Raw genomic sequence first — 25,268 nt, 5'->3', positions numbered from 1 at the left:
TGGCATCAGCGCAGCAGCGGTTTTCCCCGGCTTTGTGACGCGCTCATGGCAAATAAAGGCATAGGTAAGCGACGAAAATTTCACTACTATCGTTATATCGTAACGATTTGTGACAAATACAGCGGCCTGCCGAAGGGTTATCCACAGGCCGGAACGGGTTAATGATTAGCGTTGGGGTGGTATGCAAGTCGATCTTGAGACTGAAGGGGCGGGGGTCGAAGCCTTGCCGAGGTTTCAGCGGGCGGCCTTTCATGAGCGCCGTCTGAAGCGTTGGGGCATCGGGCTGGCGGGGCTGGCCGGGGTAGGGCTGGTGCTGGCGTTTTTCGTTGACCTGTTTGCCCCGCAATCCTTGTGGCCGGCGTTGCTGGTCAATCTGGCGGCGGCTTTGCTGGTGCTGGTCGGCGGCCTGCAGGCGGCGGGCTGGGTCAGTGCCTGGCGCGCGGGTGTGTTGCGCGCGCCGGATGTGGCGCCGAGCCCGGAGCCGGTTGTGGACGAACCCTTGCCCGATGACGGCTGGTACGAACGCTTGCTGGACGGCATCAGCCAGCGTTGGTCCGGGCTGCTGGCGCAGATCGGCGCGCCGACCTTGTGGCTGGGTGGCTGGGCCTTGCTGGTGCTGTTGGTCATCGAGCAGGCGTGGAACCTGAGCCTGCCCGCCGCAGCCCTGGGCCTGGCAGGCAATGTCGGTGCGGTGCTGGCGCTGTTGCTGGCCTTCGGCTTGCTGGTGTTCGAGCGCCAATTGAGCCAGGAACATCCCGGCGAATGGCCGGAGGCCGCGGCGCTGGCGCAGTTGGCGCGAGTGGCGATCATCAGCCTGGTGCTGGCGGCGCTGTGCCTGTTGTTCAGCAGCGATACGGCGCTCTGGCCGGTGCGTCTGGGCGCACTGATCGGGGTATTGCCGGCGCTGGTGACCCTGGAGTTCCTGCTGCGCGCGGTGCTGTCGTTGTTCAGCCCGCGTCGCGCGCAACTGGAACCGCGCATGTTGGCCCACAGCGTGATTGCCGATTTGTTGCGCTGGCCGCCGCAGCCCTTGCTGGCCTTGCAGCACGAACTGCACAACCGCTTCGGCATCGACCTGCGGCAGATCTGGGCCTTCACTTATATGCGCCGGGCGTTCCTGCCGGTACTGCTGGTGGTGCTCGGGGTGGGCTGGCTGCTCACCGGCCTGCATGAAGTGCCGTTGCAGGGGCGAGGTATCTACGAACGTTTCGGCAAGCCGGTGGCGGTCTTTGGCCCGGGTTTGCACGCGGGTCTGCCCTGGCCGCTGGGGCGGGTGCTGAGTGTGGAGAACGGCGTGGTGCATGAACTGGCCACCAGCGTCGGCGAGGCGCCTACCGTAGTCGAACCGGCATCCGCCGAAGGGCCGCCGCCACTGGTGGCCAACCGCTTGTGGGACGCCAGCCACGTGAACGACAAGTCCCAGGTGATCGCCAGCGGCAGTGCCGACAAACAGAGCTTCCAGATCGTCAACATGGATGTGCGCTTCGTCTATCGTATCGGCCTGAGCGATCAGGCGGCGCTGGCGGCGACCTACAACAGCGCCGACATTCCGATGCTGATCCGCAGCACCGCCAGTCGCATCCTGGTCCACGACTTTGCCTCGCGCACCCTCGATGGCCTGTTGGGCGAAGACCGTACCAACCTGGCCGAGGATATCGGCCGCGCGGTGCAGGCCGACCTGGAGAAGCTCGACAGCGGGGTGGAGATTCTCGCCACCGTGGTCGAAGCCATTCACCCGCCGGCGGGCGCCGCCAATGCCTATCACGGTGTCCAGGCCGCGCAGATCGGCGCCCAGGCGCTGATTTCCCGCGAGCGCGGCGCGGCCAGCGAGCAGACCAACCAGGCGCAGTTGCAGGCCAGCATTGCCCGCGACCAGGCCACAGCCACCGCCCATGAAGTGCAGGCCACGGCGCAAGCGGCCGACCTGCGTTTCTCCGCCGAGCAAAAGGCCTATGCCAGCGCCGGCCAGGCATTCGTGCTGGAGCAGTATTTGAGCCAGCTGAGCCAGGGCCTGCGCAACGCCAAGTTGCTGGTACTCGATCATCGCCTGGGCGGCGCCAACGCACCGACCCTCGACCTGCGTACATTCACTTTGCCAACCGAGCCTTCGGTGCCGGGTAACACCGCTCAGCCAGGAGCCGTCCATTGAGCCAGTCCCATTCCCACGATCATCAGGATCACGCCGGCCACGATCACGGCCACGGTGGTCATCACCACCACGGGCACCATCATCACCACGGCGCGCCGGAAGAGGCGGGGCCCTTTCCCTGGCGGCGCATGGCCTGGGCGCTGTTGCTGGTGCTGTTCGCCGTCGCTGCGGCGAGCCTGGTGCAAGTGCGTTCCGGCGAAGCCACGGTGATCACCCGTTTCGGCAACCCGGCGCGCGTGCTGCTGGAGCCTGGCCTCGGCTGGCGCTGGCCGGCACCGTTCGAGGCGGCGATCCCAGTGGACCTGCGCCTGCGCACCACGTCCAGCGGTTTGCAGGATGTCGGCACCCGCGACGGTCTGCGCATCATCGTCCAGGCCTATGTGGCGTGGCAGGTGCAGGGCGACCCGGACAACGTGAAGCGCTTTATGCGCGCGGTGCAGAACCAGCCGGACGAAGCGGCGCGGCAGATCCGTACCTTTGTCGGCTCGGCCCTGGAAACCACCGCCAGCAGTTTCGACCTGGCCAATCTGGTGAACACCGATGCGAGCAAGGTGCGCATCGCCGACTTCGAAGCCCAGTTGCGCAAACAGATCGAACAGCAATTGCTGAGTACCTATGGCGTGCGCGTGCTGCAAGTCGGCGTGGAACGCCTGACCCTGCCCTCGGTGACTCTGACCGCCACCGTCGACCGCATGCGCGCCGAGCGTGAAACCATCGCCACTGAGCGCACGGCCATCGGTAAGCGCGAAGCGGCGCAAATCCGTTCCGCCGCCGAGCGCGATGCGCGCATCGTCCAGGCCGACGCCACGGTGAAAGCCGCGGATATCGAAGCGCAATCCCGAGTGCAGGCGGCGGAGATTTATGGCCGCGCTTATGCCGGTTCGCCGCAGCTGTACAACCTGCTGCGCTCGCTGGACACCTTGGGCACTGTGGTGACCCCAGGCACCAAGCTGATTCTGCGCACCGATGCCGCGCCGTTCCGGGTGCTGGTGGACGGGCCGCCGACCCTCGGTAATAAAGCCGCCGGGTCGCAACCATGAGTTTGGTTCCACGTGGAACATCTGAACTTGGCAGCCCGTGGATTCAGGCCGGTCGCCTGGCGTTTCTCGCCCTGTATGCGGTGACCGTGCTGGCGGCACTGGCCTGGGCGTTTTCCAATGTGCGGCAGATCGATCCACAGAACCGCGCGGTGGTCCTGCATTTCGGCGCCCTGGACCGGATCCAGAACGCCGGTTTGTTGCTGGCCTGGCCGCAGCCGTTCGAACAGGTGGTGCTGTTGCCCGCCGCGGACCGGGTGATCGAGCGCCGGGTGGAAAGCCTGCTGCGTTCCGATGCGGCCCTAAAGGGTGACAAGGTGGCGAGTTTCGCCGTACCGCTGAGCGATGCCCTGGCCGGTTCCGGTTATCTGCTGACCGGCGACGCCGGGGTGGTGCAGCTGGATGTGCGGGTGTTCTACAAGGTCACCGAGCCCTATGCCTTCGTGTTGCAGGGCGAACATGTGTTGCCGGCGCTGGATCGGCTGGTGACCCGCAGTGCCCTGGCCCTGACCGCCGCCCGCGATCTCGACACGATATTGGTGGCGCGTCCGGAACTGATCGGGGCCGACAATCAGGCCGCCGAGCGTCGCGAACGGTTGCGTGGCGATCTGGTGCAAGGTATCAACCAACGGCTGGCGGATCTGGCGGCGACCGGGCAGGGGATCGGCATCGAGGTGACCCGGGTCGACGTCCAGTCCAGTTTGCCGGGGCCGGCGGTCAGCGCCTTCAACGCGGTGCTGACCGCCAGCCAGCAAGCCGACAAGGCGGTGGCCAACGCCCGCACCGACGCCGAAAAGCTCACGCAAACCGCCAACGAACAGGCCGACCGTACCTTGCAGGTGGCGCACGCCCAGGCCGGTGAACGCCTGGCCAAGGCCCAGGCCGACACCGCGACCATCCAGAGCCTGGCCCAGGCGCAACGCAATGGCACCGACCCGGAAATGCTCCTGCGCATCTACCGCGAACGCCTGCCGAAGATTCTCGGTCAGGCCGGCTCGGTGACCACGGTCAATCCCCAAGACGATTCCCGCCTGATCATTCAGGGAGCCCAACCATGACTGCCCACACCCATGCCGCCGCGCCGGCGAGCATGCTGACTTCCGCCGAACAACGCAGCGCCGCGCGCCAGCTGACCCTGGCCATGCTGGCCTTGGGGCTGCTCGGCCTGGGCCTGGTCTGGCGCTGGCTGGCCCCGGAACAGACCGGCGTCAGCCAGTTGCTGCTGGGTTTTGCCTCGTTGCTGGTGGCGCTGCCGGTGATGCGTTCGGCCTGGTACAGCCTGCGTTACCCGAGCTTGCACGGCATTACCGACCAGTTGATCGCCCTGGCCATGCTCGGCGCCTGGGCCACCGGCGACCTGCTGACCGCGGCGCTGTTGCCGATCATCATGATCTTCGGCCATGTGCTGGAAGAGCGCAGCGTCATCGGTTCCCAGGAAGCCATTCATGCCCTGGGCCGTTTGACCCGCAGCCATGCGCGCCTGGTGCAGGCCGACGGCAGCATTGGCGAGGTGGACAACGCCACGCTCAAGGCCGGCGATATCGTCGAAGTGCGCGCCGGTGACCGGGTGCCCGCCGATGGCCTGGTGCTGTCCGGGCAAGCCAGCCTCGACACTGCGCCGATCACTGGCGAGTCGGTGCCGTTGGAGGCCGATGTCGGTATGCAGGTGTTCGGCGGGGCGATCAATCTCGACGGCCTGCTGCGCCTGGAAGTGACCCGCACCGGCCACGAATCGACCCTGGGCAAGGTCATTGCGCTGATGCAAAGCGCCGAGCGCTCCAAGCCGCCGATCACCCGGTTGCTCGAACGTTACGCCGGCAGCTACATGGTGCTGGTGTTGCTGCTGGCAGCGGTGACCTGGTTCATCACCAACGATGCCCAGGCGATGCTCGCGGTGCTGGTGGCGGCCTGTCCCTGCGCCCTGGTGCTGTCCGCGCCGGCCACGGCGATTGCCGGGATCGCCGTGGCAGCGCGTCACGGCATCCTGATTCGCAGCTCGGCGTTCCTCGAAGAGCTGGCGGACCTGACCTCGCTGGTAGTGGACAAGACCGGCACCCTGACGTTCGGCACCTTGCGCCTGCAATCCATCGACAGCCCGCGGGAAGATCGCCAGGCCTTGTTGAACCTGGCGGCCAGCCTCGGTTCGGCCAGCAGCCACCCGGTCAGCCGCGCGCTGGCCGGGTTGGTGGCCCAGGAGCATTTCCTGGTGTTGTCGGATATTCGCGAGCGCCAGGGCCTCGGCGTGGTGGCGCAGACCGAACAGGGCGAAGCGGCCCTGGGGCGTCCCGAGTTGTTCAGTCAACTCGGCATCGCTACTACCGCGGTACCGGAGCATGACGGACCGATTGCCGGGCTGGCGTTGAACGGTGAATTTCTCGCCTGGCTGTTGCTGGCCGACAGCGTCAAGCCGGAGGCGCGTTTTGCCCTCGACGAGTTGCGTGAACTGGGCCTGGGTCGCCAGCTGTTGCTGACCGGCGACCGCCAAAGCGTGGCCGACAGCCTGGCGCGGGATGTCGGCATCGGCGATGTCGAAGCCCAGGCGCTGCCGGAAGACAAACTCAAACGCGTGCTGGGGGAAATCGACAGCGGTTTCCGGCCGATGGTGGTGGGCGACGGGATCAACGATTCCCTGGCGCTCAAGGCTGGCGTGGTCGGTGTGGCCATGGGCGCGGGCGGGGCGGACATTGCCCTGGCCTCGGCCGATATCGTGCTGATCGGCAGCGACCTGCGGCGCCTTGGCACCTGTGTGCGCCTGAGCCGCCAGTGCCGCCAGACCCTGCAAGTCAATGTGATCATCGGCCTGGGCTGGACCCTGGCCATCGTCGCCTTCGCCGCGTTCGGCTGGCTCGGCGCGGCGGGGGCGATGATTGCGGCGGTGCTGCATAACCTCAGCACCTTGCTGGTGCTGGGCAACGCCGGGCGTTTGTTGCGTTTCCAGGAGCCGTTGCTCAAGTTGTAGAGGCGGAAAATGGCGGCGCTGAGGGAGCGCCGCTTGTGGCTGTTGCCCCTCGAGCCGCGACCGGCTGCTTCTATATATAGAGAGGAGGGCCGGGGTGTGAAGCGCGGGTATGAGCGTCTGCAGCTAGACTTGAAACCAGGTCGAACTGTGGGCCCGCCTGGCGGTCATCTGTGAAGAGGGCCCAGCCCCCGGGACGGTCGGCTGGCTGTTCACCAGGGATTGTTGCAATGCCGGCACTGATGAATTTCAGCTATCAGATCGATAGCCTGCTATTTTTTCAGTATGGTCTAACCTCACTCAGACGTCTGAAACAAGGGGGATAATCCATGCTCGCGCAACTTCCACCGGCCTTACAGAATCTGCAACTACCGCTACGCCTGCGGCTCTGGGACGGCCATGAATTCAACCTGGGGCCGGCGCCCAGCGTCACCATTGTGGTCAAGGACCCGCAACTGGTCACCCAGCTCACCCATCCCACTCTCGACGCGCTGGGGGCGGCGTTCGTCGAGGGCAAACTTGAACTGGAAGGCTCGATCAGCGAAGTCATCCGGGTTTGCGATGAGCTGACCCAGGCGCTGCTGGACGGCGATGAACAAGTGCTGCCGGTACGCTCCCTGCACGACAAGGCCACCGACGCGGCCGCCATCTCTTACCACTACGACCTTTCCAACGAGTTCTACCAGCTGTGGCTCGACAGCGACATGGCCTATTCCTGTGCCTATTTCGAGACCGGCAGTGAAAGCCTGGAACAGGCCCAGCAAGCCAAATTCCGCCACCTGTGCCGCAAGTTGCGCTTGCAGCCCGGCGAGTACCTGCTGGACGTCGGTTGTGGCTGGGGCGGGCTGGCGCGTTACGCGGCGCGGGAATTCGGGGCCAAGGTATTCGGTATCACCCTGAGCAAGGAACAACTGGCACTGGCCAGGGAGCGGGTGATCGCCGAAGGCTTGCAGGACCAGGTGGAACTGCAACTGCTGGACTATCGCGATCTGCCCCAGGATGGCCGCTTCGACAAGGTGGTGAGTGTCGGCATGTTCGAGCACGTGGGCCACGCCAACCTGGCGCAGTACTGCAAGACGCTGTTCGGCGCGGTGCGCGAAGGCGGGCTGGTGATGAACCACGGGATCACCGCCAAGCACACCGATGGACGTCCCGTGGGCCGTGGGGCCGGCGACTTCATTGAGAAATACGTGTTCCCCAACGGCGAGCTGCCGCACCTGGCGATGATCTCGGCCGAGATCAGCGAAGCGGGGCTGGAGATCGTCGACGTGGAAAGCCTGCGCCTGCATTACGCCCGCACCCTGGACCACTGGAGCGAGCGCCTGGAAGACAACCTGGAAGCCGCCTCCCGGCTGGTGCCGGAACAGGTCCTGCGCATCTGGCGCCTGTACCTGGCCGGCTGCGCCTATGCCTTCGCCCGCGGCTGGATCAACCTGCACCAGATTCTCGCGGTCAAGGCTCACGCCGATGGCAGTCATGAACTGCCCTGGACTCGCGACGACTTGTATTACTCGTGAGCTAAAGGATCGGTGAAATAAGCCGGGCGACCCGCATGCCAAGCTGTTGCAGGCGGTGGGTTTCCCGGCTTTCTTCTTTGGCGATTTCGCGCGAGCGTTCGAAGTCGAGGTTGAGCATCTGTTCCACCTCCCTGGCGAAGGCTTCGTCCACGGTCAGCAACATCACCTCGAAATTCAGACGGAACGAGCGGTTGTCCAGGTTGGCGCTGCCGATCGCGCTGATTTCGCTGTCGATCAGCACCACTTTCTGGTGCAGGAAACCCGGCTGATAACGGAACACCCGCACCCCGGCGCGTACCGCTTCGAAGGCGTACAGGCTGGACGCGGCGTAGACGATCCGATGGTCCGCGCGCGACGGCAGCAGGATCCGCACGTCCACCCCGCGCAGGACGGCCAGGCGCAGGGCGGAAAACACTGCTTCGTCGGGGACGAAATAGGGGCTGGTGATCCAGATCCGTTCGGTCGCCGCGTGGATGGCTTCGACGAAGAACAGCGAGCAGGTTTCGTAAGGGTCCGCCGGGCCGCTGGCCAGCACCTGGCACAGCACGCCGTCGTCGGGGTAGGTGTCGGGCAGGATCAGCGGCGGCAGTTGCCGCGAGGCCCAGAACCAGTCTTCGGCGAAGGATTCCTGCAGGCAGGCCACCACCGGGCCGCTGACCGAAACATGAGTGTCGCGCCAGGGCGCCAATGGCGGTTTTTTCCCCAGGTATTCGTCGCCGATGTTATGCCCGCCGACAAACCCCAGCAGGCCATCCACCACCACAATCTTGCGGTGGTTGCGGAAGTTGATCTGGAAGCGATTGAGCCAGCCGCTGCGGGTGGCGAAGGCATGTACCTGGATGCCGGCATCGCGCAGTGGTTGCACATAGGAGTGGGGCAGGGAATGGCTGCCGATGCGGTCGTAGAGCAGGTGGATCGCCACGCCTTCGCTAGCCTTTTTCAGCAGCAGCTTTTGCAGGCGTCGGCCAAGGTCGTCGTCGTGGATGATGAAGAACTGGATCAGCACTGCCGTGCGGGCGCGCTCGATGGCCTGGAAAATCGCGGCGAAGGTGGCATCGCCGTTGACCAGCAGTTGTACATGGTTGCTGGCCAGGCAGGGCATGCGTCCCAGCTTGGGCATGGCCCGCAGCGAGGTGTAGGCGGCCGAGGCGCGGGCACTCAGGGCCTCCTCGACCCAGGGGCGCCAGTTCAGCTCGTTGATCGCCTTGCGCATCTCCAGGTTGGCCTGGCGCCGGGCCTTGATATAGGCATCGAAGGTGCTGCGGCCGAATACCAGATAGGGAATCAGGGTCAGGTACGGCATGAACAGCAGCGACAGGGCCCAGGCGATGGAGCCTTGGGCGGTCCTGACGGTCAACACGGCGTGGATGGCGGCGATCAGGCCGAGAATGTGCAGGGTGGCAATCAGATAGCCAAAGATGTGCGGGCCAAAATAATCCATGGGGCAGCCTTGCTCCTGAAGATTCAATGCCTAGGGGCTGTACGAAAAGTGGCTGCGCGCTGGGCGCTGTCGACTCTACGCAGGCCTGGTGCGAAAACAGGCTCGACCTTCGCTCGCCGACTTTTCATGCAGACCTTAACAGACCATGTTCCACAGCGATTGTCGCTAATTAATTCGCCATGCAACGCCGCTGCATTTTTGGCGTCTAACGGGCCACTACTGTCTAGGAGTCATTCGATGAAGCTTCGTCTACTGGGTTTGGCCATGGCTGCCGTTGTCTCGCTTCCGTTGGCCGCGCAGGCCCAGATGCTGCAACCGGGCCTGTGGGAACTGACCACCAGCAACATGAAAGTCGATGACCAGAGCCTGCCGGATCTGTCGTTGATTCTCGGCCAGTTACAACAACAGCTGACCCCCGAGCAACGGGCACAGCTGGAGAAGCAGGGCGTGACCATGGGCGGCAAGGGCATCCGCGTGTGCCTGACGCCGGAGCAGGTGAAGTCCGACACCATTCCGCTGCAAGACCCGCAATCGGGCTGCCGCCAGGAGGTCACCGACCGTACTTCCAACCAATGGAAATTCCGCTTCAGCTGCCCGAAAGCCCAGGGCTCGGGCGTGGCGAAATTCCTCAGCGATCGCGAGTTCACCACCAACGTCATCGGCACCTTCAATGCCACCGGCTTCCAGCAGAAGGGCAGCATGGACACCCGCGCGGTATGGCTGGGGCAGGATTGCGGGACTGTTAAACCAAGGGCTTAAAAGCATCGCGGGCAAGTCGGATCTGCGGGCGTTCATACCTTTCATGAACGCCCGCAGTTCTGTAGGAGCGGAGCTTGCCCGCGATAGCGTCCGCCCAGGCGCTGTCGCTACAACGCCGAGCGCATCCGCTCGGCCACCTCGCTCACGGCCCACCGCCCCAGGTCCTCGCCATGGCGGCTGCGCAAACTGACAAATCCCCCATCCTTTTCCTTGTCGCCCACCACCAGCAGGTACGGCACCTTTTGCAGGCTGTGTTCGCGGATCTTGTAGCTGATCTTCTCGTTGCGCAGGTCGGCGCCGATCCGCAAACCCTGGCGCTGCAGGGTGTCGGCCACCGATCGGGCGTAGTCCGCCTGGCCTTCGCTGATGGTGATCACCACCGCCTGCCGCGGCGCGAGCCAGCACGGCAGGGCGCCGCTGTAATGCTCGATGAGGATGCCGATAAAACGTTCCAGGGAACCGAACAGCGCACGGTGCAGCATCACCGGGCGCTGGCGTTCGCCGTGCTCGTCGATGTAGCTGATATCGAAACGTTCCGGCAGGTTGAGGTCGACCTGCAGGGTGCCGCATTGCCAGTCGCGGCCGATGGCATCGCGTAGCACGAACTCCAGTTTCGGGCCGTAGAACGCGCCTTCGCCGGGGTTGATCCGGTAGTCGATCGCCATGGTCTCCAGGGCGCCGGACAAGGCACCTTCCAGCTGGTCCCACACTGCGTCGCTGCCGATGCGATGGGCTGGCCGGGTGGAGAGCTTGACCGCGACCTCGTGGAAGCCGAAGTCGCGATAGATGTCGAACACCAGGGCGATGGTGCTCTCGCATTCCGCCTGCATTTGCGCCGGGGTGCAGAAGATGTGTGCGTCGTCCTGGGTGAAGTGGCGCACCCGCAGCAACCCGTGCAACGCACCGGAGGGTTCGTAGCGATGCACCTTGCCGAACTCGGCGATGCGCAGCGGCAGGTCGCGGTAGCTTTTCAGGCCACGGCTGAAGATCGACACCGCGCCGGGGCAGTTCATCGGCTTGAGGGCGAACACCCGCTGGTCCTCGGTGGTGGTGCTGAACATGTGGTCGCGATAGTTCTGCCAGTGCCCGGAGGTTTCCCAGAGGCTGCGGTCCATCACGTCCGGGGTATTCACTTCCTGATAACCGGCCTGATCCTGGCGCTGGCGCATGTAGCCGATCAGTTGCTGGAACAGGGTCCAGCCCTTGGCGTGCCAGAACACCGAGCCCGGCGCGCAGTCGTCGAAATGGAACAGGTCCAGTTGCTGCCCAAGCTTGCGGTGGTCGCGCTTGCCGGCTTCTTCCAGGCGGGTCAGGTAATCCTTGAGGTCTTTCGGCGTGGCCCAGCAAGTGCCGTAGATCCGTTGCAGCGGCGCGTTCTTGGCATCGCCGCGCCAGTAGGCGCCGGCGACCTTGGTCAGCTTGAACGCCTGGAGGATTCCAGTGAACGGCACGTGAGGGCCACGGCACAGGTCTTCGAAATCGCCCTGGCGGTACAGCGACAGGACCTGGTCTTGCGGGATGTCGCGGATCAGTTCGGCCTTGTAGTGCTCGCCGAGGTTGCCGAAGTATTCCAGGGCGTCGTCACGGGACAGCTCGCGTCGGCGCACCGCATGGTTGGTCGCGGCCAGGCGGGTCATGCGCGCTTCGATGCGCTCCAGGTCGTCGGGGGTGAAGGGCCGTTCGTAGGCAAAGTCGTAAAAGAAGCCGTCCTCGATCACCGGGCCGATGGTGACCTGGGCCGAGGGGTACAACTCCTTCACCGCCATGGCCAGCAGATGCGCGCAGGAGTGGCGCAGGATCTCCAGGCCTTCGGGCTCGCGGGCGGTGACGATGCTGACCCGGGCATCGCCCTCGAGCACAAAGGAACAATCCACCAGTTGATCGTTCACCCGGCCGGCGACGGCCGCCCTGGCCAGGCCGAGGCCGATGCTCGCGGCCACCTCGTACACGGAAAGCGGCTGGTCGTACTCGCGTTGCGAGCCGTCGGGCAGGGTGATGTGAATCATCGGGTGTTCCTTGGTGTTTCAGGGGGATTCGGGGAAAGGGCTCAGCGGGTAAAACGCAGCGGCAAACCCTGGCAGTTGTCGTACAGGCGCCCGGCGTGCCAGGCCAGTTGCCCCGACACCAGGGTGGTAGCAACGCTGTGCCGGAAATGCCGTTCGGCGAAGGGCGTCCAGCCGCATTGGGCGAGGATCGGCTGCTGGGCCACGGCGATGCCCTCGGGTTCGGGCCTGATCAGCACCAGGTCGGCCCAGTAACCCTCGCGCAGGTAGCCACGGTCGGGAATGGCGAACAGGTCGGCGACCCGGTGGCTGGTTTTCGCCACCAGGGTGGTGATGGGCAGCACGCCGTCGGCCACCAGTTCCAGCAGGGCGGGCAGGGCGTGTTGCACCAGCGGCAGCCCGGCAGGTGCCTGGCGGTAGGGCAGTTGTTTCTGCGCCCAGGTATGCGGCGCGTGATCGCTGCCGATCACATCCAGGCGGTTACCGAGCAGAGCCTGGCGCAGGGCGTCGCGATCGGCGCGGGTCTTGATCGCCGGGTTGCATTTGATCAGGTGCCCGAGGCGCGCGTAGTCACGGTCATCGAACAGCAGATGGTGCAGGCAGACTTCGGCGGTGATGCGCTTTTGCGCCAGCGGCTTGTCTTCGAATAGCGCAAGTTCGCGTGCGGTAGTCAGGTGCAAGACATGCAGGCGAGTGCCATGCCGCCTGGCCAGGTCCACGGCCAGCGACGAGGAGCGGTAGCAGGCTTCGGCATCGCGGATCAGGGAGTGGGCCACGGCGGGAATCGCTTCGCCGAAACGCTCCTGCATGCGCCGCTCGTTGGCCTGGATGCTGGGCGTGTATTCGCAGTGCGCCAGGAGAAGGGTCGGCACCTCGGCGAACAAGCGCTCCAGGACCTGAGGATCGTCCACCAGCATGTTGCCGGTGGAGGCGCCCATGAACACTTTGACCCCGGCCACCAGGCACGGGTCGAGGGCGGCGACTGTGTCGAGGTTGTCGCGGCTGACGCCGAAGTGAAAGCCAAAGTTCGCCACTGAATTGATGGCCGCGCGGCGTTTCTTGTCCTCCAGCGCGGCCAGGGTCAGGGTCGCGGGCTGGGTGTTGGGCATGTCCATGAAGCTGGTGATGCCACCCGCCACGGCCGCCCGCGACTCGCTGTAGAAGCTGCCTTTCTCCGGCGCGCCGGGATCGCGGAAATGCACCTGGTCGTCGATCATGCCCGGCACCAGCCACTGGCCCTGGGCATCGATCTCGGTGCGGGCATTCTCGCCTTCGATGCTGCTGGCGATCTTCACGATGCGCCCATGGTCCACCAGCAGGTCGGCGTCGAACTCGCGTCCTTCATTGACCAGCCGGGCGTTGCGAATCAGCACGCTGCTCATGTTCAGAACTCGTTCTGCAGGGCTTTGTAACCGCGCACCAGATCGACGTTGGTGCGCGCCACGTCTTCGGAAAACTCCGAGGCGCTGACGCTGACCGGCGGGAACTGCGAGAGGTCGGTATTGGGCCCGATGCGGGTGGTGGAGGGCACGTAGAAGCCTTGCGGCAGGTCGCGGCCATCGACCACCGAGTTGTGCCGCACCACGCTGCCGTTGCCGACCGCGCAGTTGAACAGCACGCTGTTGAAGCCGATGAATACCCGGTCGCCGACCGTGCACGGACCATGGACGATCGAGCGGTGGGCGATGGAGGTGAACTCGCCGATGGTCACCGCCGCGCCGGATTTGGAGTGGATCACCACGCCGTCCTGGATGTTCGAATTGGCGCCGATGATGATCGGGTCCATGGCGCCATGTTCGTTGACTTCGTCGGCGCGGATCACCGCGTAGGGGCCGACGAAGACGTTCTCGCCGATCACCACCTTGCCGCAGATGATGGCGGTCTTGTCGACGTAGGCCGACTCGGCGATGACCGGCAGATCGCCGGAAGGGTTTTTGCGAATCATGCTGGGGTTTCCTGTAGCGGTGCGCTGATGACCTGCACCGCGCCGTCGCGAATGGCGTTGTAGAAACAGTTGGGGCGCCCGGTGTGGCAGGCCGGGCCTTGCTGATCCACCAGCAGCAGGACGGCGTCGCCGTCGCAGTCCAGGCGTGCCTCGAGCAGGCGCTGGCGATGCCCCGAGCTTTCACCCTTGCGCCACAGTTGCTGGCGCGAACGCGACCAGTAGCAGACCTGCCCGCTGGCCAGGGTCTCGGCCAGCGCCCTGCGGTTCATCCAGGCCAGCATCAGCACCTCGCCGCTGTCGTGCTGCTGGGCGATGGCGGCGATCAGGCCGTCGGCATTCCATGGCAGGGCATCGAGCACGCTGGTGAGCGGCCAACGGCTGCCCAGGGGCGCGCTTTCCAGGTCGAGCATCGACAGTGGAGGGCGCTTGTTCATGGCTGGCTCAGGGCGTCGTACAGGGTGTTCAGGTTGTATTCGAACAACCCGGCGAACGTGCTGGCCGGCCCCTTGGCGGCGAGGGCGTCGGAGTACAGGGTGCCGCCGATCTGGGCGCCGCTTTCGTCGGCGATCTGCTTGAGCAGGCGTGCGTCCTTGATGTTCTCCATGAACACCGCCTTGACCTTGGCGTTGCGGATCTGGGTGATCAGCGCGGCGACTTCGGCGGCCGAGGGTTCGCGCTCGGTGGACAGGCCTTGCGGGGCCATGAAGTCGATGCCGTAGGCCTGCCCCAGGTAACCGAAGGCGTCGTGGGAGGTGACGATCTTGCGGTTGCCCGGCGGCAGCGCGCCGAACTTGGCCTTGGCTTCGGCCAACAGCGCGTAGATCCGTTTCAGGTAGGCCTGGCTGTTGCGTTCGTAGTCGGCCTTGTTCGCCGGGTCGGCGGCCACCAGCGCCTTGGTGATGTTGCTCACATAGAGTTCGGCGTTCGCCAGGTTGTGCCAGGCGTGAGGGTCGGGAATGGTCTCACCGTCCTCATCCAGCGAACGAGGGATCACCCCGCGACTGGCTGTGATCACCGGAGCCCGGGTGGCGGTACTGGCCACCAGGCGATCCAGCCAGGGCTCGAAACCCAGGCCGTTCTTGATGATCAGCCGGGCCTTGAGCAGGGCCTTGGCATCGTCCGGCGTTGGTTCGTAGGTGTGGGCGTCGGCGTCCGGGCCGACCATGTCGGTGATCTGGATGTGCTCGCCGCCGACCTGTCGGGTGATGTCGGCGAGGATGCTGAAGCTGGTGACCACAGCGAGTTTGTCCGCGGCCTGGGCGGACGACAGCGACAACGGCAGCAACAGACTGAAGAGCACGAGTAGAGCGCGCATCGGGGAACACCTCATGGGGATGTGAGCAAAGGCGGGCGGCGCAGCAGACCGTGCACCGGACCGAACACCACGGACAGCAGGTACAGGCCGCCAGCCACCAGGACGATGGCCGGGCCGCTGGGCAGCGAGTAGTGGAACGACAGCAACAGACCGAGCCATACCGAGAGGCAGCCGAGCAGCGCGGCGATGCCGATCAGCACCGGCAGGCGGCGACTCCAGAAGCGTGAGGCGGCGGCCGGCAGCATCATCAGGCCGACCACCATCAAGGCGCCGATGGCCTGGAAACCGATCACCAGGTTCAGCACCACCAGGGTCAGGAACAGGCCGTGGGCGAGGGGGCCGAGGCGGCTAACGCTGTTGAGGAACAGCGGGTCGAGGGTGTCCAGCAGCAACGCTTTGTAGATCAGCGCCATGGCCACCAGGCTGAACCCGGAGACCCAGAGCATGCCGTCGAGGGTCGGCCCATCCACCGCCAGGGCCGAGCCGAACAGCAGGTGCAGCAGGTCCAGGCGCTTACCGGCGAGGCCGAGAATCAGCACGCCGCTGGCCAGGGAAATCGGGTAGATCGCGGCCAGGCTGGCGTCTTCGCGCAAACCGGTGCGCCGGGTAATCCAGGCGGCCAGCCCGGCCATGCCCAGGCCGGCACCGAGGCCGCCGAAGGTCAGCGCTGGCAGGCTCAACCCGGCGAACCAGAAGCCCAGCGCAGCGCCGGGGAGGATGCCATGGGCCACGGCGTCGCCGATCAGGCTCATGCGCCGCAGGATCAGAAACACCCCCAGCGGCGCGGTGCTGCACGCCAGCACCAGGCCGCCGAGCAACGCCCGGCGCATGAACACGAATTCGTGGAAGGGTTGCCAGAGCTGGGCAGCGGCGAGCATCAGGCCACCTGCATCCGCAGGGGCTGGACGATCAGTTCCTCGCTGCTGCCGAACAGGCAACCGCTGGCTTTGATCACCAGGGTCTGGGGGATGTGTTGGCGCACGGCGGCGAGGTCATGGCAGACCACGATTTGCGTGCGACCTTGCTGCTGCCAGCTGTGGATGTGTTTCCACAACAGGGCCTGGCCCAGTTCGTCCAGGGCGGCGTGGGGTTCGTCCAGCAGCAACAGCGGGGCATCGGCGAGGCTCAGGCGGGCGAGCAGGGCGCGTTGCAATTCGCCACCGGACAGGGCCATCAACGGGCGTTGTTCCAGGCCGCTCAGGCACCAGTCTTCGAGCACCCGCTGCAGGCGTTCGGCACGTTGTTGCGAGCTTTGCCGATCGCCCCAGAAGCCGGCGGCTACCAGCTCTTGCAGAGTGATGGGGAACTGCCGGTCGAGGTATTGCTGCTGCGGCAGAAAGGACAGGCCGCCACGGCGGGGAACCTGCAACCTGACTTTCCCGGCCAAGGGTTTTTGCAGGCCGGCGATGACCTTCAGCAGGCTGCTTTTGCCCGAGCCGTTGGCACCGATGATGGCGGTCAGGCTGCCGGGTTTCAGCTCGAGGTCGAGCGCTGGCGTCAGCGGTTGGCCGGGCGCGCCCCAACGCAGCGATTGCAGGTCGATCATGCGGCCTCCCAGTTCCAGCGGCTTTCCGCTACGGCGTCGTGGGCGTGCAGGCTTTCGGCGTGAACCACGCGCACCTGGAAGGCGCGGATGCCAGGCGAGCGTTGCAAGGCGAGGTTCAGGCGGCGCGCGGCGTCTTCGCAGAACATCAGGTTCTGCCCGTTGGCCAGGGCGAAGGCTTGTTCGTCGGCGCGTTTCACCGCGGTTTGCACGGCGGTACCGAGGGCGGCTTCGGCGTCGTTGATCGCTGCCATCAGCGGCAACTCATCGAGAAAGTCGTCCAGGCGCAGCTGCAATTGCGCACTGCTGCGCTGACTGTGGGGCGTGGCGACTATGCCTTTCGAAGAACCGAGCCAGGCCAGGATGTCTTCGTGTTGCAGCTGCCGGTTGGCGAAGTCATCGATGAATTGCTGCTGAATCAGCTGCCTGGAAAGCGCGGCGGAACAAGGGCAGGTGGAGGAATAAGGCACCTCGATTTTTAGTTCCACGTGGAACATTGCGTTTTTCAGACGCGCTTCGATGCTCACCGGATAGGTTTTCCAGCCGGCCAACGGGCTGATCAAGGCCGGGCGTTTCAGCAGCAGATCGGCATGAATTCGCAGGTAGGCGCTGCTGGACAGACCGTCGTGGCTGTCGAGAAAACGTTGCAGTACCTGGCGCATCAGGCCCGGGGTGAGGTTTTCCTGTTCGAGCATTTCCAGCGCCAGATACAGGCGCGACATATGAATGCCGCGTGCTTCGCCATCGTCGAGGCTGACGCCGGCATCCGCTTTTGCGCCAATCCGCTGGCCATCAAACAACACAGGTAAGGCAATGCCACACATGCCCACCCACTCAAGGGGCAGGGCCTGGCGTGCGGCCTGCGCGGCGATATCCGGCAGAGTCAGCGCATTCATGAGCAGGTCCATCGTTGGAAACAATTCGCCATGTTATATTATAACAATGCGGTCGATGAAACCTTTTTCCTGAACGTTTTTTCACCAAGCCTTATCGAGCCTGGATGCTCCTCAATCTGCGGTGTAAGTCATGCACAGACGTCAGTTGCTCAACCTGCTGTTGGCCAGCGCGGCCTTGGTTCTGCCTTTGGGGGTGTCCGCCACCCAGATCCGCAACCTGCGGTTATGGAATTCGGCCGACAAGCTGCGCCTGGTGCTCGATCTGAGTGGGCCGGTGCAGTACAAGACCTTCACTCTCAGCGCGCCGGAACGGCTGATCATCGACCTCAGCGGCGCGCAGCTCAGCGGGGATTTCAGCCAGCTGGCCCTGGCCAACACGCCGATTCGCTCGATCCGTTCCGGGCACTTTGGCCAGGGCGATACGCGGATCGTTCTCGACCTGGCCGAACCGCAGCGGCTCGACAGCTTTTTGCTGCCGCCCCAGGACGGCCAGGGTCACCGCCTGGTGCTCGACCTGAGCAACGCCAGCCGTGTTCCACAGCAGATCGCAGCGGTCGCCGCCCCGGCTTTGTCGCGTGAAACACCGACGGACCGGGTGCATCCCAAGCGCGACATCATCGTCGTGGTCGACCCGGGCCATGGCGGCAAGGACCCGGGGGCGGTCGGCGCCCGGGGCGAACGGGAGAAGGATGTGGTGCTGGCGATCGCCCAGCTGCTGGCCAAGCGGCTGAAGCGGGAGAAGGGCTTCGATGTGAAGCTGGTGCGCAACGACGATTTCTTCGTGCCGCTGCGCAAGCGGGTGGAGATCGCCCGCAAGCACAAGGCCGACATGTTTATCTCGGTGCACGCCGATGCGGCGCCGCGCCTGACGGCGTCCGGGGCCTCGGTGTATGCACTGTCGGAAGGTGGCGCGACCTCGGCCACCGCGCGCTTCATGGCGCAGCGGGAGAACGGCGCCGACCTGCTGGGCGCCACCAGCCTGCTCAATCTGAAAGACAAGGATCCGATGCTCGCCGGGGTGATTCTCGACATGTCGATGAACGCGACCATCGCCGCCAGCCTGCAGTTGGGCAGCACCGTGCTGGGCAGCCTGGCGGGCATCACCACCCTGCATCAGAAGCGCGTGGAACAGGCCGGTTTCGCGGTGCTCAAGTCCCCCGACGTGCCTTCGATCCTGGTGGAGACCGGCTTCATCTCCAACAGCCGCGACAGCCAGCGCCTGGTGACCGCGCGGCACCAGCAGGCGATTGCCGATGGGTTGTTCGCGGGCTTGCAGAGCTACTTCCAGAAGAACCCGCCGGTGAACAGCTACATGGCCTGGTTGCAGGAGCAGAAAAAAGCCCAGGTTTGACACCGCCCAGGCTTCTGTAGGAGCACAGCTTGCGTGCGATGAAGACGCTGCGGTGTATCCGCTATACCGCGTAAGCGTTCATGGCGGGCAAGTCGGATCGCCGCCCGCTCGCTCCTACAAAATACTCTGCTTAGCAGCCAGTGATCCGGCTGCAAGTGAACTTGCCGCTGCTACCGCCGGAGCTGGAAAAACGGTTGCGGGTGGTCCAGCCGACGCGCTGGCTGTAGCCGACCCAGGCTTCGCCATCGGAGGCCAGGCCGGTAAAGAAAGTCAGTTGACCGTAGCGGCTGTTGGTCTGCGCCCAATAACGTTTGCCGGCCACTTCGAAGCCTCGCAGATAGGTAGTGTTGCCCGCGGCCGCGACGCTGTAGGCATTGCCTTCGGCATCCACGCAGGCCAGCAGATTGGCGCTGCGGGTGCAGGTGGCCAGGGCGCTGGGTACTTGCGCGTTGGCGGCGTTCGCGACCAGCAGGGACAGGCTCAGCAGCGTGTATTTCAGGGCATTGCGCATCGGCGTTCTCGGCAAGGGACGCTCAAGCATCCCGCCCTTCGTCGTGGGCGGCAAGAGAGGGTTGGCTTATTTGTATTGTTATACTATAACATTAAATAAAGCCTGATCCGTGACCCGCCATGACTGAACGCCCGATGACCGAAGCGCAACTTCTCGCCCAACCCGAGGCGGACTACATGAACGACGTCCAGCAGGCCTATTTCCGTGAGCTGCTGCTGGCGCAGCGCGTCGAGCTGCAAGAGCGCATCGACGGTGAGTTCGAGGTGCTGCGCGAGCAGGAGCCCCACAGCGACCCCGCCGATATCGGCAGCGCCGAAGAACAGCGTCAGTGGCAACTACGCCTGCTGGAGCGGGAAAAGAAGCTGCTGGACAAGATCGACGAAGCCCTCGAACGCCTGGCCCGCGGCGAGTACGGCTGGTGCCGCGAAACCGGCGAGGCCATTGGCCTCAGACGCCTGCTGCTGCGGCCCACCGCCACTCTGTGTATCGAAGCCAAAGAACGCCAAGAGCTGCGCGAACGCCATCAACGGGCGATCTGACCCAGCCACCCAGCCCCCGATGAGGACCCCCTGATGACCGACCGTCTCCCCGTTACCGTGCTGTCCGGCTTTCTCGGCGCCGGCAAAAGCACGCTGCTCAACTACGTCCTGCGCAACCGCGACCACCTGCGGGTGGCGGTGATCGTCAACGACATGAGCGAAATCAACATCGACGGCAGCGAAGTGCAGCGCGATGTCAGCCTCAACCGCGCCGAAGAAAAACTGGTCGAAATGAGCAACGGCTGCATCTGCTGCACCCTGCGCGAAGACCTGCTGGAAGAGGTCGGCAAGCTGGCCAGGGACGGGCGTTTCGACTACCTGCTGATCGAATCCACCGGCATCTCCGAGCCGCTGCCGGTGGCCGAGACCTTCACCTTTCGCGACGAGGCGGGGCAGAGCCTGGCCGACATCGCGCGGTTGGACACCATGGTCACCGTGGTCGACGGTATGAACTTCCTGCTCGATTACCAGGCCGCGGAAAGCCTGGCGTCCCGTGGCGAAACCCTGGGTGAGGAGGACGAGCGCTCGATCACCGACCTTTTGATCGAGCAGATCGAGTTCGCCGACGTGATCCTGATCAGCAAGATCGACCTGATCGGCAGCGATGAGCGCCAGGAGCTGATCGCCATCCTCGAACGCCTCAATTCCCAGGCGGAAATCATCCCCATGGTGATGGGCGAAGTGCCGTTGGCGAAGATCCTCAACACCGGCCGTTTCGACTTCGAGCGGGCCGCCCAGGCGCCGGGCTGGTTGCAGGAACTGCGCGGCGAGCACGTGCCGGAAACCGAGGAGTACGGCATCGCCTCCAGCGCCTATCGGGCGCGGCGGCCGTTCCATCCGCAGCGCTTTTTCGACTTCATCAACCGCCCCTGGATCAACGGCAAGCTGTTGCGTTCCAAGGGCTTTTTCTGGCTCGCCAGCAAGCATCAGGAGGCGGGCAGCTGGTCCCAGGCTGGCGGTCTGATGCGCCATGGTTTCGCCGGACGCTGGTGGCGTTTCGTGCCCAAGCAACACTGGCCGCAGGACGCGGAAAGCACCGCGGCGATCATGCACAACTGGACCGCCGCCACCGGCGACTGCCGCCAGGAACTGGTGTTCATCGGCCAGAACATCGACTTCGCCCGGCTCACCGCCGAACTCGACGACTGCCTGCTGACTGACGACGAAATGGCCCTGGGCGTGGAGGGCTGGGGCCTGATGCGCGACCCGTTCGGCCCCTGGCATGAAGAGGCTGCTGCTTGATGCCTTACCTGTCCCTGAGCCCTGTGAGAGCCGCCGGTCGACGCTCGATTGCGGGTGCGGAAGTCCTGCGACCAATCCTGCAAAAGCCGACACGTCGCCAGTCTTCCGGTTCGGCCCCCATCGTCCTCGCCGAGGTGCTGGACGATGAGGTCAACCTGGCCCTGTGGCAGCGCCGGTTGCCGGCGCATATCGCCGATTTTGGTGCCTTGCTGCTGTCGCTGAACGAACCGTTGGCCGAGTCGCTGTCGCTGGAACTCGATACTGAGGACGCCGAGCCGAACCTGCGCGGCCTGGCCTCCGGCTTCAGCGATCTGCAGGGATACGACGGCTTTATCGCCGATGTCGCCTGGCTGGTCAGCGCCTTTGCCTGCTTGCTGGGCGCCAAGCGCGTCGGCCTGCGCCTGCGGGTGCTGGATAAGGCCATGTGTCCGCGTTTTCATGTCGACCATGTGCCAGTGCGGCTGATCACCACCTATGCCGGTGTTGGCAGCCAATGGCTGCGCGAGGGAGCGATGGACCGCCGGCAGCTAGGCCAGGCCGAGGCCGAACCCACGGATGCCGCGCTGATCCAGCAGATCGCCAGCGGCGAGGTGGCCCTGTTCAAGGGCGAGAAGTGGCTGGGCAACGAGGGCTTCGGCCTGATCCACCGCTCGCCGCAACCGGCCCCCGGCGAACGCCGGCTGATCCTCACCCTGGACTGGCTCGGCTGACTTTGTAGCCGCTGCCGCAGGCTGCGATAAGGCGCGTGGCGCCTTTGACGTCCTCAAGAACACGTCAGCTTCGCTGCCGATCGCAGCCAGCGGCAGCGGCCATGGGAATTTCGCTGCCGCGGCTTAGCGCGTAGGATCAATCACCTCCTTTCCGAGCGCCTCACCCATGCTGCACAACATCCCCACCCACGTCATCGCCGGCCCCCTCGGCGCGGGCAAGACCAGCCTGATCCAGCACCTGTTGGCGCAGCGTCCGGCCCATGAGCGCTGGGCGGTGCTGATCAACGAGTTCGGCCAGATCGGCCTGGACGCGGCGCTGCTGACCCGGGACGAGGACGGTATCGCCCTGGGCGAGGTGGCCGGTGGCTGCCTGTGCTGTGTCAACGGTGCGCCGTTCCAGGTGGGCCTGGGGCGCCTGTTGCGCAAGGCCCGGCCCGATCGTCTGTTTATCGAACCTTCCGGCCTGGGGCACCCGGCGCAGCTGCTCCAGCAATTGCGCGAGGCGCCCTGGCAACAGGTCCTGGCCGTGCAACCTTGTGTGCTGGTGCTCGATGCCCAGGCATTGGCGGCCGGCAAGCCGCTGCCGCGGGCCCAACAGGAGGCGCTGCCCAGCGCTGGCCTGTTGCTGCTGAACAAGGAGGAGGGGCTCGACGCGGTGCAGCGTCAGGGCATTCTCGAGCAGTTGCCGGCCTGTCCGGTGCTCTGGAGCACCCGCGGGGCCTTGCCGCTGGACCGTTTGCCTGGCGCGGACGTTCAGGCGGGGGCGGCTGTAGAGGCCTTCGAAGTACCCAAGGGATTGGCGCAGTTGCCGGCGATCTGGACCGATCCGGCCCAACCCATCTGCCTGAGCCAGGCCCAGGAGGGCGGCTGGAGCATCGGTTGGCGCTGGCACCCAAGCCGGGTGTTCGAGGTCGGGCTCGTCGAGCAATGGCTGGCGAGCCTCGACTGGCGCCGGGCCAAGCTGGTGGTCCACGGTGCCGATGGCTGGGTCTCGGGCAACGCCCTGGATAACGCCGCGTTGCACTGGCAAGCCAGCGAATGGCGCCGCGATTCACGGATCGAGCTGATCTTCAGCGAGCCGCAAGACGTGGCCGTCCTGCAAAAATCCCTGGCCGAGTGCTGCCAATAACCCAACGTGGTCCGATGCTTCTGTAGGAGCGAAGCTTGCTCGCGATAGCCGCGAAGCGGCAATTTATCCTGGTAAACCGCGTCATCGTTGACGTCTTTTTCGCGGGCAAGCCTCGCTCCTACAGAAGCATGGGATGTAGGTCTTACTTGCTGCGCTCTTCACGCCACTGGCTCAGCTCGATCACCTCGGCGCTGCGTGTCGGCACGGGTGGAGGCGCCGGCGTTGCAATCGGGTAGGGCGCCAGCTCGATCTGCGCGCTGTGGGCGCCGAACTGGGTGATGGTCCCCGCATGGCGGGTTTCGCCGGTGACGGTGAATTCGAAGTTGTAGATCCGGGCCAGGCGCCGGCGGCCACTGGCGTCCCTGACGAAGCCGATGCGCTTCAGCGCCACGTTGCCGTCCAGCAGCTCGATATCGAGCCGCGCGCAATGCTGCTTGACCCTCTCCAGCGCCCGCTCGCGCAGGCCGTGGTTGTGCCATAGCCAGGCGGCGCCGGTCGCCAGCAGCATCAGCACGAAAATGTTTCCAAGGGTCAGCATGAGGTGCGCTCCAACGAAGTCGCACCAGCTTAACTGCGTCTTCGGTCTGTCGTACAGGTTGCGTTTAGTCGCATACTGCGCGGCTCGAATTTCAATCGTTTTACGGAATGACCCGAATGAAACGTACGCCTCATCTGCTCGCGATCCAGTCCCATGTGGTCTTCGGCCATGCCGGCAACAGCGCCGCGGTGTTTCCCATGCAGCGGGTCGGGGTGAATGTCTGGCCGCTCAATACCGTGCAGTTCTCCAACCACACGCAATACGGTCAGTGGGCCGGCGAAGTGCTGTCGCCGCACCAGATTCCGGAGCTGGTGGAAGGCATTGCCGCCATCGGCGAGCTGGGCAACTGCGATGCGGTGCTGTCCGGCTACCTGGGCAGCGCGGCGCAGGGGCGGGCGATCCTCGGTGGCGTGGCGCGGATCAAGGCGACCAACCCCAAGGCCCTGTACCTGTGCGACCCGGTGATGGGCCACCCGGAAAAGGGCTGCAGCGTGCCGCAGGAGGTCAGCGACTTCCTCTTGGAAGAAGCAGCCGCCGTAGCGGACTTCCTCTGCCCCAACCAGCTGGAGCTGGACAGCTTCGCCGGGCGCAAGCCGCAGTCGCTGTTCGACTGCCTGGCCATGGCCCGGGCGCTGCTGGCTCGTGGGCCGAAAGCGGTGCTGGTCAAGCACCTGGATTACCCGGGCAAGCTGCCGGACGGCTTCGAGATGCTGCTGGTGACCGCCGAAGGCAGCTGGCACCTGCGTCGTCCGCTGCTGGCATTCCCGCGTCAGCCGGTGGGCGTGGGCGACCTGACTTCGGGCCTGTTCCTGGCCCGGGTGCTGCTGGGCGACAGCCTGGTGGCGGCGTTCGAGTTCACCGCCGCGGCGGTGCATGAAGTGCTGCTGGAAACCCAGGCTTGCGCCAGTTACGAGTTGCAGCTGGTACGGGCCCAGGACCGGATCACCCATCCACGGGTGCGGTTCGAGGCGGTGCCGATCGAGCTGTAACGGGTTGCGTGGGGCTTATCACGAACAGGCTCGCTCGGTAGCGGCGAGCCTGTCTTGGACCATCAGGCGTCGGCCTTGATTTCCTGATAGCGCTTTTCCAGCTCCTGGCGGATCTGCCGGCGTTGCTGGGCCTGCATGAAGCGGCGCTTGTCTTCGCTGGTTTGTGGTTGCAGGGGCGGTACGGCGGCGGGTTTGCGCTGGTCGTCCACGGCCACCATGGTGAAGAAGCAGCTGTTGGTGTGGCGCACCGAGCGCTCGCGGATGTTCTCGGTGACTACCTTGATACCGACTTCCATCGAGGTGTTGCCGGTGTAGTTGACCGAGGCCAGGAAGGTCACCAGTTCGCCGACGTGGATCGGCTCGCGGAAGATCACCTGGTCCACCGACAGGGTCACCACATAACGGCCGGCATAACGGCTGGCGCAGGCGTAGGCGACTTCATCTAGGTACTTGAGTAGGGTGCCGCCGTGGACATTGCCTGAGAAGTTGGCCATGTCAGGGGTCATCAATACCGTCATCGACAGCTGGGCGTTTCCGGGTTCCATAGCACACTCACGGGTTAAGGCAGGGTTGCGGGGCGCACCTCTGCGGGTGCTTAGGTCAGCGTTTCAAACCATCGATAACGGGACGCTGCGCTCGCGGTCGCCGTCACGCGGCGATCTATCTGTTTCCATATATTGCACCGCCTTTCTGGCACA

At 65.0% G+C, this 25,268-nt stretch carries 24 protein-coding genes; 12 read left to right on the top strand and 12 right to left on the bottom strand.

The features are described from left to right. Positions 1–181 precede the first annotated feature (181 nt). The 5 genes from hflK (J4D28_RS07705) (at position 182) to cfaB (ending at position 7,659) form a co-directional block, all read left to right on the top strand. Positions 182–2,149 carry a protease modulator HflK gene (hflK, locus tag J4D28_RS07705; protein ID WP_103330799.1) on the top strand — a complete coding sequence of 656 codons (1,968 nt, stop codon included), beginning with the start codon at positions 182–184 and terminating at the stop codon, positions 2,147–2,149. Then, complete coding sequence (gene hflC, locus J4D28_RS07700) at positions 2,146–3,189, top strand: protease modulator HflC (RefSeq protein ID WP_028683618.1); 1,044 nt, start codon at positions 2,146–2,148, stop codon at positions 3,187–3,189. Before hflK (J4D28_RS07705) ends, hflC begins: the two co-directional genes overlap by 4 nt. Then, a complete protein-coding gene (gene hflK, locus J4D28_RS07695; RefSeq protein ID WP_038635751.1) occupies positions 3,186–4,244 on the top strand; it encodes a protease modulator HflK in 1,059 nt (352 codons plus the stop codon). Before hflC ends, hflK (J4D28_RS07695) begins: the two co-directional genes overlap by 4 nt. After that, positions 4,241–6,145 carry a cation-translocating P-type ATPase gene (locus tag J4D28_RS07690; protein ID WP_028683619.1) on the top strand — a complete coding sequence of 635 codons (1,905 nt, stop codon included), beginning with the start codon at positions 4,241–4,243 and terminating at the stop codon, positions 6,143–6,145. The genes hflK (J4D28_RS07695) and J4D28_RS07690 overlap by 4 nt, the downstream gene beginning before the upstream one ends. Positions 6,146–6,471: 326 nt before the next feature. Beyond that, positions 6,472–7,659, top strand: a complete 1,188-nt coding sequence (cfaB, locus tag J4D28_RS07685; protein WP_009051653.1) for a C17 cyclopropane fatty acid synthase CfaB — start codon at positions 6,472–6,474, stop codon at positions 7,657–7,659. Position 7,660: 1 nt separating this feature from the next. On the opposite strand, the gene cls is transcribed toward cfaB, so the two are convergent. Continuing rightward, a complete protein-coding gene (gene cls / locus J4D28_RS07680) occupies positions 7,661–9,100 on the bottom strand; it encodes a cardiolipin synthase (RefSeq protein WP_103330800.1) in 1,440 nt (479 codons plus the stop codon). 237 nt (positions 9,101–9,337) lie between these two features. Between cls and J4D28_RS07675 the strand changes: the two genes are divergently transcribed. Further along, a complete protein-coding gene (locus J4D28_RS07675) occupies positions 9,338–9,859 on the top strand; it encodes a DUF3617 domain-containing protein (RefSeq protein WP_007927620.1) in 522 nt (173 codons plus the stop codon). Between the two features lie 107 nt (positions 9,860–9,966). Here J4D28_RS07675 and thrS read toward each other — a convergent pair whose 3' ends face one another. Genes thrS through folE2 form a run of 8 tightly spaced genes read right to left on the bottom strand, consistent with a single transcriptional unit; the run spans position 9,967 to position 17,561 of the window. Next, positions 9,967–11,865, bottom strand: coding sequence for a threonine--tRNA ligase (gene thrS, locus J4D28_RS07670; protein ID WP_009051651.1), 1,899 nt, complete (start codon positions 11,863–11,865; stop codon positions 9,967–9,969). 41 nt (positions 11,866–11,906) lie between these two features. Further along, complete coding sequence (locus J4D28_RS07665; protein WP_103330801.1) at positions 11,907–13,244, bottom strand: dihydroorotase; 1,338 nt, start codon at positions 13,242–13,244, stop codon at positions 11,907–11,909. A 2-nt stretch (positions 13,245–13,246) separates the two neighbouring features. Beyond that, a complete protein-coding gene (locus J4D28_RS07660) occupies positions 13,247–13,807 on the bottom strand; it encodes a carbonate dehydratase (RefSeq protein ID WP_009051649.1) in 561 nt (186 codons plus the stop codon). Beyond that, entirely contained in the window at positions 13,804–14,241 is a 438-nt protein-coding gene (hisI, locus tag J4D28_RS07655) for a phosphoribosyl-AMP cyclohydrolase (RefSeq protein WP_009051648.1), read from the bottom strand. Before hisI ends, J4D28_RS07660 begins: the two co-directional genes overlap by 4 nt. Further along, entirely contained in the window at positions 14,238–15,122 is an 885-nt protein-coding gene (locus J4D28_RS07650; RefSeq protein WP_103330802.1) for a metal ABC transporter substrate-binding protein, read from the bottom strand. The genes hisI and J4D28_RS07650 overlap by 4 nt, the downstream gene beginning before the upstream one ends. Before the next feature lie 11 nt (positions 15,123–15,133). Then, positions 15,134–16,000, bottom strand: coding sequence for a metal ABC transporter permease (locus tag J4D28_RS07645; RefSeq protein ID WP_009051646.1), 867 nt, complete (start codon positions 15,998–16,000; stop codon positions 15,134–15,136). Continuing rightward, the gene (locus J4D28_RS07640) at positions 16,000–16,668 is read right to left on the bottom strand and encodes a metal ABC transporter ATP-binding protein (RefSeq protein WP_009051645.1); all 669 of its coding nucleotides are present in this window, start codon (positions 16,666–16,668) and stop codon (positions 16,000–16,002) included. Before J4D28_RS07640 ends, J4D28_RS07645 begins: the two co-directional genes overlap by 1 nt. Beyond that, positions 16,665–17,561 (bottom strand): GTP cyclohydrolase FolE2, encoded by an 897-nt coding sequence (folE2, locus tag J4D28_RS07635; protein ID WP_101284036.1) that lies wholly within the window; start codon positions 17,559–17,561, stop codon positions 16,665–16,667. Before folE2 ends, J4D28_RS07640 begins: the two co-directional genes overlap by 4 nt. Positions 17,562–17,691: 130 nt before the next feature. Between folE2 and J4D28_RS07630 the strand changes: the two genes are divergently transcribed. Further along, entirely contained in the window at positions 17,692–18,912 is a 1,221-nt protein-coding gene (locus J4D28_RS07630; protein ID WP_101284034.1) for an N-acetylmuramoyl-L-alanine amidase, read from the top strand. A gap of 130 nt (positions 18,913–19,042) precedes the next feature. Here the strand turns inward: J4D28_RS07630 and J4D28_RS07625 are convergent, their stop codons facing one another. Further along, positions 19,043–19,423, bottom strand: coding sequence for a hypothetical protein (locus J4D28_RS07625; protein WP_053267916.1), 381 nt, complete (start codon positions 19,421–19,423; stop codon positions 19,043–19,045). A 134-nt stretch (positions 19,424–19,557) separates the two neighbouring features. On the opposite strand from J4D28_RS07625, the gene dksA reads away from it, so the two are divergent. From dksA to J4D28_RS07605, 4 genes are all read left to right on the top strand, one after another. Then, complete coding sequence (dksA, locus tag J4D28_RS07620) at positions 19,558–19,962, top strand: RNA polymerase-binding protein DksA (RefSeq protein WP_009051641.1); 405 nt, start codon at positions 19,558–19,560, stop codon at positions 19,960–19,962. Between the two features lie 33 nt (positions 19,963–19,995). Next, positions 19,996–21,204: a zinc metallochaperone GTPase ZigA gene (gene zigA / locus J4D28_RS07615; RefSeq protein WP_028683623.1), complete on the top strand. Its 1,209-nt coding sequence runs from the start codon at positions 19,996–19,998 to the stop codon at positions 21,202–21,204. Next, positions 21,204–21,914: a DUF1826 domain-containing protein gene (locus J4D28_RS07610; RefSeq protein WP_256587566.1), complete on the top strand. Its 711-nt coding sequence runs from the start codon at positions 21,204–21,206 to the stop codon at positions 21,912–21,914. Before zigA ends, J4D28_RS07610 begins: the two co-directional genes overlap by 1 nt. Before the next feature lie 166 nt (positions 21,915–22,080). Beyond that, positions 22,081–23,043, top strand: a complete 963-nt coding sequence (locus tag J4D28_RS07605) for a GTP-binding protein (protein WP_103330803.1) — start codon at positions 22,081–22,083, stop codon at positions 23,041–23,043. A gap of 142 nt (positions 23,044–23,185) precedes the next feature. On the opposite strand, the gene J4D28_RS07600 is transcribed toward J4D28_RS07605, so the two are convergent. Next, positions 23,186–23,581, bottom strand: a complete 396-nt coding sequence (locus J4D28_RS07600; RefSeq protein ID WP_009051637.1) for a DUF3301 domain-containing protein — start codon at positions 23,579–23,581, stop codon at positions 23,186–23,188. Between the two features lie 116 nt (positions 23,582–23,697). Here J4D28_RS07600 and pdxY point away from each other — a divergent pair, with 116 nt between their 5' ends. Continuing rightward, entirely contained in the window at positions 23,698–24,570 is an 873-nt protein-coding gene (pdxY, locus tag J4D28_RS07595) for a pyridoxal kinase PdxY (RefSeq protein ID WP_009051636.1), read from the top strand. 62 nt (positions 24,571–24,632) lie between these two features. On the opposite strand, the gene J4D28_RS07590 is transcribed toward pdxY, so the two are convergent. Further along, positions 24,633–25,115 carry an acyl-CoA thioesterase gene (locus tag J4D28_RS07590; protein WP_007927601.1) on the bottom strand — a complete coding sequence of 161 codons (483 nt, stop codon included), beginning with the start codon at positions 25,113–25,115 and terminating at the stop codon, positions 24,633–24,635. Between the last annotated feature and the right edge of the window lie 153 nt (positions 25,116–25,268).

The organism is Pseudomonas sp. GW531-T4 (assembly GCF_017349615.1).
Classification (GTDB): Bacteria; Pseudomonadota; Gammaproteobacteria; order Pseudomonadales; family Pseudomonadaceae; genus Aquipseudomonas; species Aquipseudomonas chlororaphis_I.
Note: the sequence above shows the minus strand (reverse complement) of the source record. Positions and strands in the feature narration are given on the sequence as shown.